This window comes from Candidatus Poriferisocius sp. (assembly GCF_965219775.1).
In the GTDB taxonomy this organism is placed as follows: domain Bacteria; phylum Actinomycetota; class Acidimicrobiia; order Acidimicrobiales; family Bin134; genus Poriferisocius.
Genome location: NZ_OZ244793.1, coordinates 2,009,594 through 2,024,072, shown reverse-complemented (window position 1 = coordinate 2,024,072; position 14,479 = coordinate 2,009,594). Strand labels below are relative to the sequence as shown.

Genomic DNA, 14,479 nt, shown 5'->3' with positions numbered 1-14,479 from the left:
ACTAGCCGGCGGGGAACCGCCGACGGCCGGCCTCAACCACTGTCGGCCAGCTCATCTCGCAGGATGCGGCGCAGCAGCTTGCCGGTCTCGTTGTAGGGCAGCTCGGGGCGCACCTCGACGCGGTCGGGGGTGCGTGACGACCGCATCCGGGTCTTCACGAACTCCTGCAGCTCGGCGATGTCCACCGTCTGGCCCTTGGCCGGAACCACCACGGCGGCCACCGCCTCTCCCCACTGCTCGTCGGGGATGCCGACGGCGGCGGCGTCGTCCACCGCGGGGTGGCTCACCAGCACGTCCTCGATCTCGCCGGGGGAGATGTTCTCGCCGCCCCGCACGATGATGTCGTCGATCCGGCCTTCCACGAACAGATAGCCGTGGTCGTCCAGTGAGCCCCCGTCGTTGGTGGGAAACCAACCGTCGGGGGTGACCCGGGAGTTTCGCCCCAGGTACTCGCCGGAGACCTGCTCGCCCCGCACCCAGATCTCTCCCGAGGTCCCGGCGGGCACCGGCCTGCCCTCCTCGTCGCGAATGTCCACCTCGATGGCGGGGAGCGGTCGACCGGCCGATCCCAGGCGGGCTCGCACGGCCGGATCGCCCGACCGGTGGGCCTCCCGGTGCTCCTCGGGGCCGAGCACCGCCACCGTGGAGCTGGTCTCGGTGAGGCCGTAGGCGTTGACGAAGTTGGTCTCCGGCAGCTTGTCCAGGGCCCGGGCGATCACCGGTGCGGGCATCTTGCCACCGCCGTAGGACAGGGCCCGCAGGGAGGGCAGGCCCCCGCCCACCTCGTCGAGGTGATCCACGATGCGGGCCAACATGGTGGGCACGACCATGGCGTGGGTGACGTGCTCGGTGCGCACCAGGCTCACCCACTCGGCGGCGTCGAAGTCGGGGAGCTGCACGATGCGGCGTCCGGCGTACACCGAACTCAAGATGGCGGCCATCCCGGCCACGTGGTACGGGGGCACCGACACCAGGGTGGCCTCGTCCTCGGCCGCCCCCATGAACTCCACCGAGCCGATGATGTACGACACCAGGTGGCGGTGGCGCAGCACGGCGGCCTTGGGGGCGCCGGTGGTGCCGCTGGTGTAGAGCAAGACGGCGATGTCATCGGGGTCGGCGCTCCAGTCCCGGTCGGGGGCGCCTCCCTGGGCCCACTGGTCCAAGAACGCGGGACGGTCGACGGCCTGCACGCCGGTCACGTCGCCGATGGTGTCCAGGGCCCCTTGGTTGCACACCGTGACCGAGGGGGACACCTCGGCGGCCAGATGGCGCAACTCGGGGGCGGTCAGCCGGTAGTTGAGGGGCACGAACGGCACCCCCGCCCAGGCCGAGGCGAACAGCGCGATGGGCAGGGCCTCGCTGCTGACGTCCACCAGGCTGACCCGCTCGATGCCCGCGTCGCGAAAGCGGGCGGCGGCCGCCCCTGATCGCTCGAACAGCTCCTCGTAGGTGAGGCCCTGGCCTGCGGGCCCGACGGCGGTGCGGTCGCCGAAGCCGCTGGAGGCCATCTCCAGCAGCATCATCAGGTTCATCGGTGCATTCCCGGCGGTGCGGTGGCGGGCGCGGTGTCCGTGGGCAGTTCGATCGGGGCCGCTCAGTCGGAGGCAGGCAGCGGTTTGGCCTCTTTCAGCCCCAGGGGCGTGCCGTCCACCGCCAGCGAACCGGCGCCGGGCTTGGTGCAGAGCACCTCCAGCGACTCATCGTCGTTCACGTAGCGCTTGCCCAAGGCGGTGCCGCCCGCGGCGTCGCCTGCCACCTCGCCGTTGGTCTCGACGTTGGCGGGATCGCCCATCGGCGCGCCCCCGCAACGGATGTCCACGTCGCCGCTCGGTGCCTTGACCACGATCAGTTCGGTCTCGCACACCGAACTCTTGAGGCGGCTACCCGGTTTCAGGTCCATTCCTACCCCCTGGGAGATGTCCCCCGATCTTTTCCCATCAGCCCCGCCCGGTACAAGCTGCGTCGGCCCTGAGGCCCTGGACCAGGGGCGTGGGCATCGTGCTCCGGCCCGCGAAGGGCTGCGGGCGGGCGAGGCCAGCAGGTGGCCTGCGGCAGGACATCGGCAGGACATCGGGGGTCCCGGCCGCGGCGTCATCGGGCGGGGACCGGTACTTTCGTGGCGTGGGACCGCCCGGTGGGATCGCCCCGATGACGCCCGACGGAACCGGCCTCCACCCTGCTCTGGTGTGGGCCCAGTCCGGGTTGATGGCCTTGAGCGGACCTGAGGACGGCCCCCCGGCGGTGGCTTCCGGTCGCTGGGTGCAGCGACTGGACGAGGTGGTGGCCGACATTGCCAGGCTGCGCGCCCAAGCCACGGGCAATGTCAGCGCACCGGGGGGAGTGGGGCGGCCGGAAATTTCTGAAGGACCCAGCGCGGGGTTGCGCACCGATGCCGCGGGGTTTCTGGGGGAACGCGCCGCCTTGGTGGGTCGACGGCGGCGGGGGGCGGTGTCGGTGGGTGGGGCCTGCCGGATGGTGGCCGCCGCTGACGGGGTGCTGGCGGTGTCGCTGGCCCGGACCAGCGACGTGGAAATGGTTCCCGCCTGGTTGCAACGAGACGTGCCCCCCGGTGCCGATGTGTGGGCTGCGGTGGTCGACGGGGCGCGGCGGCGGCCAATGGCCGAGTTGCTGGAGCGGGCCGGGTGGCTGGGCCTGGCCGTGGGCGAAGCGGCCCGACCGCCGGCGCCCGCTGAACCCCACTCGTTCGCCGACGCCGGGTCGCTGGCCCCCGGCCGCCGCCTGGTGGTGGACACGAGTTCGCTGTGGGCCGGGCCGCTGTGCGCCTCGTTGCTGGGCGGTCGTGGCACGGCGGTGACCAAGGTGGAGGGACCGAACCGCCCCGACGGCGCCCGGTACGGGTCGCCCGCCTTCTTCGAGCTGATGAACCGGGGCAAACAGCACACGATCATCGACCTGGAAGGTGCTGAGGGTCAGGCCCGGTTCGGGGAGCTGTGTCGCCGGGCCGCGGTGGTGGTGGACGGGCTGCGGCCCCGGGTGTGGGCCAACTGGGGCATCGACCGCTTGGAGGTGGCCCGAACCTGCGGTCTGCTATGGGTGTCGATCACCGCCCACGGCGACGACCGGCCCGGCTTCGGCGACGACGCCGCGGTGGCCGGGGGCCTGTGGCTGGCCGATCCCCACGGCGGGCTGCCGTGGTTCGTGGCCGATGCCGCCGCCGATCCGGTGGCCGGCTTGGTGGCCTGTCGGGCCGTTCTCGAGGCCATGGCTGCGGGCCGGGCGGGGTTGATCGAGGTGGCCATGAGCACGGCGGTGAGCTGGCTGCGGGCCGGGGACGATCTGACCGCCCCCGACGCCGAGGTGTTTCGGCGGGGGGATCGCTGGGTGGTGCGGGCCGACGACGACGAGCAGGTGGTGCTCGACCCCCAAATGGGGCCAGTCAGGCCGGTCCATGAGTGAATTGTGCGGGTGCAGGAAGTAGGTTGAGACAGTGTTCGCCAGAAGACGTCGCGGCTCCCATGAGCACAGTGCAGGACATCACTCGGGACATCACGGGTCGGGGCATCACGGGTCGGGACATCATGGGTCGGGGCACATGGTCGAGGGGCATCACCGGAAGGTGACCCAAGGCGGGTATCGGGCCGCGGTGTTCGGGGTGAGCGACGGCCTGGTGTCCAACATGGCCATCATCTTGGGCTTTGCCGGGGGGACATCGGGCCAGGGGCTGGTGCGGTTGGTGGGCATTGCCGGTCTGGTGGCCGGGGCGATGTCCATGGCGGCGGGGGAGTACCTGTCGATGCAGGCCCAGCGGGAACTCCTGGAGCGGGAGCTGGAGCGAGAACGCCGGGAGCACGCTCGCAATCCCGAGAGCGAGGTGGAGGAGCTGGCCGAGATCTACGAGTCCCGGGGCATGGAGCAGGCCGTGGCCCGGGAGATGGCCACCAACGTCATGGCCGATCCCGAGAAGGCCCTGGAGGTCCATGCCCGCGAGGAAATGGGCATAGATCCCAACGAGTTGGGCAAACCGCTGTTCGCCTCCCTGTCGTCGTTCTTCTCCTTTGCCCTGGGGGCGGTGCTGCCGCTGCTGCCCTGGTTCTTCGGGGGTGGCAATGGGGCCATTGTGGGGTCGATCGTGCTCGGCGCGGTGGGCGCCATTCTGGTGGGGAGTGCGCTGGCCGTGGCCACCAACCGCTCGGTGGTGCGGGGCTCGTTGCGCCATCTCGTGTTCGTGGCCGCCACTGCGGCGGCCACTTTCGGCATCGGCTCGGCCGTGGGGGTCGGCGTATGACGGCGCAGCCCGGGCCGCTCCGTCGTGGCGACGGCGCGCGGCTCGCTGGTACAGGGGGTGCCAGAGCATGACAACCAGAGAATGGACGCTGGGGGGCGGTGGTACGGGTCCGTCCATCTGGGACGACGGCCGGGTGCTGGATCCGTCCAGCGTGCTGCTCTCCGACAAAGTCGCCCTGGTCACCGGCGGGGCTCGGGGGATCGGGGCGGCGACCGCGCTGGCTCTGGCCCGCTTCGGGGCCGATCTGGCCATCTGCGACCGGGAGGCCGACGACATGGCCGCCACCGCCGCTGCGGTTGGGGATCTGGGCCGTCGGTGCGTGACCGGTCTCCTGGATGTCCGTGACGCCGAGGCCCGGGAGGCATGGTTGGCGGAGGTGGGCGAGGCCTACGGCCGGGTGGACGTGCTGGTGAACAACGTCGGCGGAACGTTCCACGCCCCGTTCGCCGACATCAACCCCAAGGGCGAGGCGGCCCTCATCGCCGAGAACTTCACCCAGGTCACCGGGTTCATCCGGGGATGCCTCCCGCTCATGTCCGAGGGTGGGTCGATCATCAACGTCACCTCCATCGAAGCCCACCGGGCCGGTCCCGGATTCTCGATCTACTCGGCGATGAAGGCGGCCCAGGCCAACCTGGCCAAGTCGCTGTCGCTGGAACTGGCCCCCGCCGGCATCCGGGTCAACTGCATCGCCCCCGACGTGATTCCCACGGCGGGTGAGGGGCAGCTCGGGGCCGACGGGGTCGAGATGGTGCCGGGACTGGCCTCGCAACCGTGGCCGGAGACCGGTTCGGTTCACGACTGCGCTGCCGCCGTGGTGTATCTGGCCGGGGACATGTCCCGGTTCGTGACCGGCTCGACCATCCACATCGACGGCGGCAATCTGGCCGCCGCCGGATGGAAGCGTCACGTTCCCGATCACCGGTGACCGTGCGGAAACGGCGATCAGGAGGGGGCTCCCATGGACATTGACGTGGAGCGGGTATCCGAGCTGGCCAAGGAGGTGGCCGATCACATGGCCGGCGCCACCACCATCGCCATGATCCACGTTGGCGACGAGCTGGGTCTCTACCAGGCCATGGCCGGCGCCGGGCCCATGACCGCCGACGCCCTGGCCGAGGCGGTGGGCTGCAATGCCCGCCTGGTCACCGAGTGGCTGCGCCAGCAGGCCGCGGTGGGACTGGTGGAACTCCATCATCAGGACGAGCCCGCGGGCGACCAGCCGAAACAACAGGTTTCCTTTGTGCTCACCGATGAAGCGGCTGTGGTGCTGGCCTGGGAGGTGAGCCCGGCGTTTCTGGCCGGGGGCATCGGTATGTTCCGAGCGATGTTCGCCGACATGGGCGAAGTGCTGGATGCGTTCCGGGGTGACGGCGGGCTGGCCTGGGGCGACCATCACCCGTGCTTGTTCACCGCCACCGCCCGCTTCTTCCGGCCCCAGTACGAGGCCCACCTGGCCACCGAGTGGATCCCGGCGGCCGAGGGCATCGAGGAGCAGCTCCAGGCCGGGGCCACCGCTGCCGACGTGGGCTGCGGCTGCGGGGACTCGGTACAGATCCTGGCGTCGGCCTACCCCGAGTCCCGGTTCACCGGCATCGACTTCCACGGTCCGTCCATCGACCAAGCCCGGGAGTTGACCACGGCGGCCGGCCTGGACAATGCCTCCTTCGAGGTGGCCGACTCCCAGGGTTACGGCGGCAGCTATGACGTGATCTTCTTCTTGGACTGCCTGCACGACATGGGCGACCCGGTGGGGGCCGCCGCCCACGCCCGCACCAGGCTGGCCGAGGGGGGCTCGGTGTTCGTGGTGGAGCCGTTCGCCCTGGACGGCCATGTTCGCAACCTGACCGAAAACCCCATGGCGGCCACGTCGTACGGGGCCTCGGCGGTGTTTTGAGTTCCTTGTTCCATGGCCCAGCCCGTGGGGCTGGGATTGGGAGCACAAGCCGGGGAGTCGGCCATGCGCGAGGTGTTCGGGGCCGCCGGTTTCACCAGCTTTGAGCGGGTCACCGAGACCAACGCCAACATCATCTACCAGGTCCGGCCCTGACAGCCCCCCTGCCATCCCTTGAACGCCCGAGACGCCCAAGGCACTTGCCGGGCCGCCTCGGAACAGGGGCAGAATTCGGGTCGCCCCTGCCGATCGGCAGCCGGTACACTCGTCAAGCTTGAGTGCTCCTGCCCCGTTCGTCTAGAGGCCTAGGACGCCAGATTCTCAATCTGGTAACACGGGTTCGAATCCCGTACGGGGTGCCATGCCAGCCGTGCCCAAGCCGAGACGCGGCCGGGTAGCGGCCCGAGTCCCGTTGGGGGGTGAGCGATGACGCCACTGGACGGCAAGTCGGCGTTGGTCACGGGGGCGGCCCGGGGGCTGGGGGCGGAGATCGTGCGGCGCCTGTCGGACGCCGGCGCCTTGGTGACCGCCGCTGATCGACGAGTTGACGAGGGTGCGGCCGCTTCGGCCGAGGCCAACGCCCGATTTGTGGCGTTGGACGTGACCGACGCCGAGCAATGGGAAGCGGCGGTGGCCTCGGCCGCCGACGCCGGGGGAGGCCGCCTCGACATCCTGGTGAACAACGCCGGGATCATCCGGGTGAACCCGATCCTGGCGTGCGAGCCCGACGAGTTCCGCAAGGTGATCGAGACCAACCTGGTGGGCACGTTTCTGGGCATCCGGGCGGCCGCGCCGGTCATGGCCGCGGGCGGCGGGGGCTCGATTATCAACCTGTGTTCGCCCGGTGGGTTCCAGGGCACGGTGGGCATGCCCGCCTACACCTCGTCCAAGTGGGGCGTTCGGGGGCTCACCCGCACGGCGGCGTTGGAGTTGGCCGATGATGGCATCCGGGTCAACACGGTGGTGCCCGGCCCCCTGCGTACGGCCATGACCCGCCGACCCGGCTGGAGCGACGAAGACTACGAACGCCACTACGGGGCTACCGTGCCGCTGCGGCGGATGGCCGAGTTGGGCGAGGTGGCCGACCTGGTGGTGTGGCTGGCCTCCGACCAGGCCTCCTACTGCACCGGCGGCGACTACCCCGCCGACGGCGGCCTCACCGCCGGCACCCCCACCCCCCAGGCGGAGAGCCACGCGGCCGATTGATGGGTAGGTCTCATACACACCACTAGTCTGCGCACCAGTAGTTCCGTTCGTTCCGAGTGAGGGAGGCAATCATGGGTCGTTTGGACGACAGAGTGGCGTTGGTGACGGGGGCCAGCGGGGGGATCGGCATGGCCACCATGCGGCGCCTGGCCGCCGAGGGGGCCGCGGTGGTGGGCACCGACGTGGTGGACGAGTCGGGTGAGAAGTTGGTGGCCGAGCTGTCCGAGGGCGGCGCCCGGGCGGTGTACCAGCACTGCGACGTGGGGTCGCTGGACGACGTAACCGCTGCCGTGGAGCGGGCGGTGTCGGAGTTCGGCCGCATCGACGTGCTGTTCAACAACGCGGCCACCAGTACCGGCGGCTACATCCCCGACCTCGACCCCGAGGGCTGGGACACCAGCCTGCGGGTCATGCTCACCGCCGCCATGTACGGCATGAAGGCGGCCATCCCCCACATGGCGGCTCAAGGGGGAGGGTCCATCGTCAGCACCTCGTCGATCTACGGCGTGGTGGCCTCTCCGGGCAACGCCCCCTACTGCACGGCCAAGGCCGGGCTCATCAACCTGACCCGTACCGCCGCCGTGGAATGGGGGCGCAAGAACATCCGGGTCAACGCCATCTGCCCCGGCGTGGTGGAGACCCCCATGTACGACTCGGTGCTCGGCATCGGCCTGAAGACCCACGAGGAGATCTCGGCCATGCACGCCCTGGGCCGCACCATCCGGCCCGAGGAGATCGCCAACCTGGTGTTGTTCCTGGCCTCGGACGAATCCTCGGCCATCACCGGTCAGGCCATCGTTGTCGACGGTGGCCTCATCTCCGACTGCAATCTGACCGGCGTTCCCCCGGCCTGAGTTAGTGGTGTGTCGCAGAAATAATCGCGCATGTCTTGCTAGGCATCGGCGCCCCTCGCTGCGTTGCGTCTCCTCGCCGTACGCAGGGAGTATGGCTTCGTCGTCGCGCCTTGCGAGGAACCCCGCTGCCGTCGCATGCCACGTCGCTATTTCTGCGACACACCACTAGCCCCGGTGGCTGATCACGACGAGGGTCGGGCGTAGTCGGGGTTGAACTCCACCTGGCCGTCGACCCGGTGAAGCCAGGGGTGCAACTCCTCGGGTCGGCGGGCGATCACGGCAAGCTGGTTGCCCTGGCGCTTGAAGGCCATGCACAGCGTGCGGAGCACGGGCTCGGCCAGCCGCCCGGCCCGGCGCCGCCGACGACCGGTGGCCTCGGCGGTGGGCAGGCGCAGGCCGTAGCGAAACTCGATGCGGGGCCGGCCGGTGGGGTCGTAGGACCGCAGCGTCTTGACGATCTCCGCCTCGGTCCAGCGGTACACGTGGTTGGGAACGCTGGTGTTGTCCATTCCCCCGGTGCGGAACCCCTGATCGGTGACCGCGGCCAGCTCGTAGGTGTCGGCCATGCCCACCCGCACGGCCAGCCGCACGAGCGCACTGTCACGGGCCTCGATGGCCACGATCCCCTCGCGGCACACCCGGTACATCTCCACCAGCGCCCGATGCGGGGAGCGGCAGTGGTGCAGACCCTCGGAGACGAACACCCAGTCGAACGAGCGGTCGCCGAAGTTCAGCGACTGGGCATCCTGGTACGACCATCTCCCGTCGGGAACCAGGGGGGCGAAGGCTTCGTCCAGGTTGGACACCACCACATCGGAGAATCCGAGCGATGTCAGCAGCTCCCAGTCCTCGGTGCCCGCACACACCGCCAGCAGCCGGGTGTCGGGGTCGAGGTTCAGGTCTGCGAGCGTGGCCGCGGCGAATTCTCGGTCCAGGGTTCCTCCCGGTTGGCGAATCGGACGAGACGGGACCCGGCCAGCCTAGGGCCTGGTCATCGGGGGCGAGTGGGACCGTTCCGGCAATGTGCGGAAAGTTCCCGCAGGGGGCGTAGAATGGCTTTTCTGCACAGAGGACTTCCGGCACGGAGGTGCTTCTGCGCAGACCACTCTGAGCACACGACACGTGCCCACGTATCGCCAACCACAGACCAGCTAGGAATTGCCATGGGACGAGGATCAGAGAGCTTTCAGAAGCGTCAGCGGGAGAAGAACAAGCGGGAGCGGGCTGCGGCCAAGCAGGCCCGGCGACAGGGAAAAGTCGACGACCCGTTCGAGGTGGAGGAGGCTCCCTCCAATGGCCGGTCAGAGGCCGAGCTGTACGAGGACTTCGCCCTGCTGAGCGAGAAGTTCCAGGCGGGGGACATGGACGAGGAGACCTACGAGCAGCGCCGGGCCGAGATTTTCGAGCAACTCGGCCTCGAGGTTCATTAGCCCAGAGACTGACCGCCACCGATCAATCGACTGGTGGGCAGGCCCAACATGCACGACAGGCCCGCCGATTGGAGGCCACCCGATCCGCCGGCCACCAGGATCACGAAGTCGTCGGGGGACAACACGATGGGCACCCGGTCGTCGGTGATGGTCACCCCTCGGCCGGCCAGCACCTCCCGGGTGGCCTCACGCCGGTACGGGGGGTAGAAGTCCAGCGGTACCCGCGCCTCGGCGAACAGGTGTGCCCGCAACTCCTGCTTGGTGGGCAACAATCCGGCCACCATCTCGGCGATGACCGGGCTCATCACCAGCACGGTGGGGAACGGGTTGGGGGCGTCGTGGCCGCCGCACGGCCCGCTGAGGGCCAGCCCGTGGGTCACGTGGTGCAGCACCTGCTCGGGCTCGTGGTGCATGTCGGTGATGGGCCACATGCCGTTCACAGCCAGCACGGTGACCACGTCGTCGTCGGGGGCGAAACCGACATCGGTGTGACAGGGCGGCCAGGGGGAGGCTTCCTCGTTCTCGGCCACGCACAGCGACGTGGCCTTGCCCGGCCACCCCAAGGGCGCCTTGTCCACCTCACCGGGGATGGCCCCGCCGATGTTGACCAAGGCCAGCCGCAGGGCCCGTCCCACGGTGGCGTTGGCCCGGACGCCGGGGCCGAAGCATCCGGCGCCGTCGTTGAAGCCCAACCGGCGGCGGATGGGGCCGTTGAGCACCATCATGGGGCCCACCGGGTTGGTGGTCGTTTGGATGCCGTGGGCGTTCATCTGCGGATCGCAGAAGGCGTCGACGGCGGCGACGAGCACCGGCATCACCTCCGGGGGGCATCCGGCCATCACCGCGTTCACGGCGATCTTCTCTACCGTGGCCGGGGCGTTCAGCGGGGGTATGGGCGCCACCACATGGTCGGCCGGCAAACCGGTGGCCGCCACCGCCTCGGCCACCCGCTCGGGGGTGGGAGGCACGACGGGCAGCCCGTCGGTCATCCCCCGCTCCCGCAGGTAGGCCTCCACCTCGCTCGGCCCCCCCGAAACGGTGATTTGTTGAGTCATGGCAGAAGGCTTCTCACGCCACCAGTGCGGCCGCGATCTCGTCGAGGCGAGACGCCATGTCGGCCCTGATGTCCTCCTCCGCCCATTCGTCGTACCCCGAGGGCAACACGATGAACGGCTGATCGTGTACCCGAAGGCCCCGGGCCGTGGCCTCGGCCAGGCCCCGGAACTGCTCGGTGATGAGGGCCACCGTGGGTGTACCCATCGACTCCAGGGTGCTGCTGGCGTGGATACACCACGCCGTACACGAGCCTCAATTGCCCAAACCGCTGATCACCGCGTCCACCTCCCGGTGGAAGGCCTCCATCTCCCGGCGATACTGCTCGGGATCGGCGCCGTGCATCGGCCCGCTGGACCGCACCACCACCCCGACCGCTCCGGCCTGGTCCACCAGCAGCCGGGACAACTCGTCGGCCATGATGCCCATCGACCGCCACATGTCGTTGTCGATGATGCCCACCACCGACCCGGCCAGGGAGTCCTTGCGGATGGCCAGCGGCTGGGCCGGCTCGCTCACCTCCCCCGTGGGCAGCAGGATGGTCGTGGTTTGCGCCGGCGAATCGGGGGCCATTGGGCCAGCCTATATTCCCGGTGTCGCTCCGCGTTCTACGATGGCGGGGATGCGCACGACCACCTTGCCCCGTCCCCCGGTCATTCTCGAACAGGCCCTGGAAGACCCCGATGTGCTGCTCGGCATCCTGGAGCGGCAGTCGCCCCATCCGATGACCTTGGCCGGCGCCGAGTTCGCCGAGAGCCGCGCCTACCTCCGGGCCGGGGCCCGCACCGGCGACGTTCCCCCCTTCGTGCAGGTGGTGGACGGCGAGCCCCGCATTCCCCCGGTGTTTCGCACCACGTGGGGGGCCGAGGAGCAGGCGGTGCCCGGGGCCGACGTGATCGTGAACAATCCCCGGTTCATCGACGCCGCCCGCAGGCTGTACGACGCCGAGGTGGTGCGCCCCTACTTCACCTACGTGAACATCAATGCTCCTGCCGGTCAGTACGAGCGCCACACCGACATCCCGGCCTTCCGGGGCATCGGCCGGGACCGCTATCCCACCTGGCTGCTCAACTGCATGTTGCACTCGGGGTGCTTCGACCGCTGGCGGTTGAAGATCGCCACCGCGGTGTGCTGGTACTACGAGGGCACCGGCGGGGAGTTCACCTACTGGCCCGAGGGTTGGGACGGCGAACAGGTGGTGATCGACCCGCCCTACAACTACGGGGTGATGGGCGACAACGACTACATGCCCCACCGGGTGGAGCGCATCGGTGGGCCGGGTGACCATCCCAAGTACGGCTTCGACGCCACTATTCGTTTGACCAGTCTGAGCAGTTCGAACAGCTTGAGCAGTGGGAAAAGTTTGAACGGCTTGAGCAGTTTGAGCAGTTTGACCCCGGAACGACAGTGGGTGATCGAGGAGCCGGGCCACTCGCCGGTGGTGCATGCTTTCGACGAGGTGCGGGTGTCGCTGTCGTGGAAGGCCTTCGTGTTCACCGATGACCACGAGGCCGAGGTGTTCGACCAGCGGCTTGACGACCTGGACGAGGCCACCCTGGTGGCCACCCTGGCCGAGGACTGCGCCCGCCGAGGAGTGAGCGTGCCCGAGGGGCCCGACGCCTTATCCGACCCGGAGTTCGGGGACAAGGTGAGGGACGTCTACTTGTCGTCGGACTTGAGGTTCTGAGCACGCGGAAGCTGAGCGCCGGATGCTCAGTCTCCGGATGCTGAGTTTCCGGATGCTGAGTTTCCGGATGCTGAGTAAGAGGAAGCAGGGCGCCGGAGTCTGAGTCTCCGGATGCTGAGTTTCCGGATGCTGAGTAAGAGGAAGCAGGGCGCCGGAGTCTGAGTCTCCGGATGCTCATGGCGTTTGCCGCGTTCTGAGCGTTCCTGGGCTACGGTTGGGGGACTGCCGATACGGGGGGTTCGAGACGTGTTTAGCCTCAGACGGGATTCTGGCCGGTTTGCACCGAAGACGAGTTGGCGATGGCTGGCTCTGTTGTGCGTCATGGCACTGGTGGCCTCGGCCTGCGGCGGCAATGACGATGACGACAGCGGTGCCGGCGGAGTGGCGGCTGAGGCAACCGCCGCGCCCGACGCCCCGTCCGGGGGAGATGACCCCCCGGCCCCTTCCGGTGACGGCGACGGCGGTGGCGACGCCGGGTCCGGTGACCAGGACGGCGACAGCCAAGCCGACCAGGGCGGCGAGTCGTCCGGGGCCGAGGAGACCCCGGCGCAGGACGGGGGCGAGGCTCCCCTTGCCCCCGCCGAGCCCCAGTACGGGGGCACGTTGACGTTCGGCCTCGAGGCCGAGACCAACAACGGGTGGAACCCGGTGACGGCCCAGCCCGCGGTGTCAGGTCACATCGTGTTGCGCTCCATGTACGACACTCTCACCACCGAGTTGGCCGACGGGACGGTGGCCCCCTACCTGCTGGAGAGCTTCTCCTCCAACGACGACTTCACCGAGTGGACCCTGACCATGCGGCCGGGCATCACCTTCCACGATGGCCTGCCCGCCGATTCGGTGGCCGTGCAGCGTCACTTCGAGGAACTGCAGAAGGGCGTCCTCACCGGCCTGGTGTTCTCCGACGTGGAGCTGCAAGAGGTGCAGATCGTCGACGATCTGACCGCCAAGGTGATCCTGGGCCGCCCGGTGGCCGTCTTCCCCGACTATCTGACCGCGTTCTTGGGTTATCTGGCGTCGCCCGCCATGTACGACCTCGGGGAGGACAGCGCCCGCAATCCCATCGGCACCGGGCCGTACATGCTCGATGAGTGGGTTCCCAACGAGGTGACCCGGGTGGTTCGCAACCCCAACTACTGGCGAACCGACGCCGAGGGACGCCAACTCCCCTATCTGGACGCCATCGAGTTCCGACCGATTCCCGACTCCGACACCCGGTTCGCGGCACTCAGGTCGGGCGATCTGGATGCCAGCGTCGACAACACCGGCACCCGGATCGAGGAGTACACCGAGGAGTTCAATTCCGTTTGGGAGCCCCAGGCCTACGGGAACGTCACCTACCTGATGTTCAACAACCAGGCCCCGCCCTTCGACAACGTGGAGTTCCGGCGGGCCCTGGCCCAATGTACCGACCGGCAGACCTACAACAATCTGCGCTGGGACGGGCAGCCGCCCGCCAATGGCCCGTTCTCGGTGGGCACGCCCGGCTACCTGGAGGATTCCGGCTTCCCGACCTATGACCCCGACGCGGGGAGGGCCGTCATCGAACGGCTGGGCATCTCCGAGGTGGAGCTGGGCACCACCAACGACTCGGCCAATCTGTTGAGCACGGAGCTATTGGCCGAGATGTGGCGCCAGTGCGGCATCGACGTGTCCATCACCCAGGTGGACCAGGCCGAGCTCATCAACAACGCCATCTTCGGGTTGTTCACCGCCTTCTTGTGGCGCAATCACAACGGTTTCGAGTTGGCCTTGGAGCGGTCGTGGTGGCACAGCAAGTACAGCCGGGGCATCGCCATCAACTTCGGGCGCATCACCGATGACCGCATCGATGCCGCCTTGGACGAGGCCTTCGTGGCCGACGATCCCGAGGCCAGCCGGGCCCTGGCCGAGGAGGTCAACCGGGTTTTCGCCGATCAGGTGTACAACCTGTGGTTCTACTTCTCCAACTGGGTGGTGGGCGCCCAGGACTACGTGCGGGGAGTGGACGAGCTGACCCTGCCCGAAGGAGGGGAACGCCTGACCCTCATGGAGGGCCGGGCATTCCTCGGAGAGGTCTGGCTGGACCAGTAGCAGCCGCTCCAGACGGCTGGCCAGTGGCCCGTCCGG

15 protein-coding genes and 1 tRNA gene are annotated in these 14,479 nt (G+C 69.0%); 11 read left to right on the top strand and 5 right to left on the bottom strand.

Annotated features, from left to right (window positions below; all coding sequences use genetic code 11):
• Window positions 1–32: 32 nt before the first annotated feature.
• Window positions 33–1,532, bottom strand: coding sequence for a class I adenylate-forming enzyme family protein (locus tag ACOQPQ_RS09025; RefSeq protein ID WP_420639109.1), 1,500 nt, complete (start codon window positions 1,530–1,532; stop codon window positions 33–35).
• 62 nt (window positions 1,533–1,594) lie between these two features.
• The gene (locus ACOQPQ_RS09020; protein WP_420639108.1) at window positions 1,595–1,900 is read right to left on the bottom strand and encodes a hypothetical protein; all 306 of its coding nucleotides are present in this window, start codon (window positions 1,898–1,900) and stop codon (window positions 1,595–1,597) included.
• 248 nt (window positions 1,901–2,148) lie between these two features.
• On the opposite strand from ACOQPQ_RS09020, the gene ACOQPQ_RS09015 reads away from it, so the two are divergent.
• The 8 genes from ACOQPQ_RS09015 to ACOQPQ_RS08980 all read left to right on the top strand — a co-directional run bounded on the left by ACOQPQ_RS09015 (window position 2,149) and on the right by ACOQPQ_RS08980 (window position 8,200).
• Complete coding sequence (locus ACOQPQ_RS09015; protein ID WP_420639107.1) at window positions 2,149–3,417, top strand: CoA transferase; 1,269 nt, start codon at window positions 2,149–2,151, stop codon at window positions 3,415–3,417.
• Between the two features lie 136 nt (window positions 3,418–3,553).
• Complete coding sequence (locus tag ACOQPQ_RS09010) at window positions 3,554–4,246, top strand: VIT1/CCC1 transporter family protein (RefSeq protein WP_420639106.1); 693 nt, start codon at window positions 3,554–3,556, stop codon at window positions 4,244–4,246.
• 67 nt (window positions 4,247–4,313) lie between these two features.
• Entirely contained in the window at window positions 4,314–5,174 is an 861-nt protein-coding gene (locus ACOQPQ_RS09005; protein ID WP_420639105.1) for an SDR family NAD(P)-dependent oxidoreductase, read from the top strand.
• A 33-nt stretch (window positions 5,175–5,207) separates the two neighbouring features.
• On the top strand, window positions 5,208–6,143 hold the full coding sequence (locus ACOQPQ_RS09000) for a methyltransferase domain-containing protein (protein WP_420639104.1): 936 nt from the start codon (window positions 5,208–5,210) through the stop codon (window positions 6,141–6,143).
• Window positions 6,144–6,155: 12 nt separating this feature from the next.
• Entirely contained in the window at window positions 6,156–6,296 is a 141-nt protein-coding gene (locus ACOQPQ_RS08995) for a hypothetical protein (protein ID WP_420639103.1), read from the top strand.
• Window positions 6,297–6,426: 130 nt separating this feature from the next.
• Window positions 6,427–6,502: transfer RNA gene (locus ACOQPQ_RS08990), tRNA-Glu, on the top strand.
• A 64-nt stretch (window positions 6,503–6,566) separates the two neighbouring features.
• Window positions 6,567–7,346 carry an SDR family NAD(P)-dependent oxidoreductase gene (locus ACOQPQ_RS08985; RefSeq protein ID WP_420639102.1) on the top strand — a complete coding sequence of 260 codons (780 nt, stop codon included), beginning with the start codon at window positions 6,567–6,569 and terminating at the stop codon, window positions 7,344–7,346.
• A 71-nt stretch (window positions 7,347–7,417) separates the two neighbouring features.
• Complete coding sequence (locus tag ACOQPQ_RS08980; RefSeq protein WP_420639101.1) at window positions 7,418–8,200, top strand: SDR family NAD(P)-dependent oxidoreductase; 783 nt, start codon at window positions 7,418–7,420, stop codon at window positions 8,198–8,200.
• Window positions 8,201–8,382: 182 nt separating this feature from the next.
• Here the strand turns inward: ACOQPQ_RS08980 and ACOQPQ_RS08975 are convergent, their stop codons facing one another.
• Entirely contained in the window at window positions 8,383–9,066 is a 684-nt protein-coding gene (locus ACOQPQ_RS08975) for a class I SAM-dependent methyltransferase (protein ID WP_420639100.1), read from the bottom strand.
• A gap of 297 nt (window positions 9,067–9,363) precedes the next feature.
• Between ACOQPQ_RS08975 and ACOQPQ_RS08970 the strand changes: the two genes are divergently transcribed.
• Window positions 9,364–9,630, top strand: coding sequence for a hypothetical protein (locus ACOQPQ_RS08970; RefSeq protein WP_420639099.1), 267 nt, complete (start codon window positions 9,364–9,366; stop codon window positions 9,628–9,630).
• Here the strand turns inward: ACOQPQ_RS08970 and ACOQPQ_RS08965 are convergent.
• Window positions 9,627–10,685, bottom strand: coding sequence for a hypothetical protein (locus tag ACOQPQ_RS08965; protein WP_420639098.1), 1,059 nt, complete (start codon window positions 10,683–10,685; stop codon window positions 9,627–9,629). The two genes, ACOQPQ_RS08970 and ACOQPQ_RS08965, sit on opposite strands and share 4 nt — an antisense overlap.
• Before the next feature lie 13 nt (window positions 10,686–10,698).
• A complete protein-coding gene (locus tag ACOQPQ_RS08960) occupies window positions 10,699–11,256 on the bottom strand; it encodes a UGSC family (seleno)protein (protein ID WP_420639097.1) in 558 nt (185 codons plus the stop codon).
• A 49-nt stretch (window positions 11,257–11,305) separates the two neighbouring features.
• Between ACOQPQ_RS08960 and ACOQPQ_RS08955 the strand changes: the two genes are divergently transcribed.
• Together ACOQPQ_RS08955 and ACOQPQ_RS08950 are read left to right on the top strand one after the other, a co-directional pair.
• Entirely contained in the window at window positions 11,306–12,370 is a 1,065-nt protein-coding gene (locus ACOQPQ_RS08955) for a hypothetical protein (protein ID WP_420639096.1), read from the top strand.
• 321 nt (window positions 12,371–12,691) lie between these two features.
• Window positions 12,692–14,443, top strand: coding sequence for an ABC transporter substrate-binding protein (locus ACOQPQ_RS08950; RefSeq protein WP_420639095.1), 1,752 nt, complete (start codon window positions 12,692–12,694; stop codon window positions 14,441–14,443).
• Window positions 14,444–14,479 lie beyond the last annotated feature (36 nt).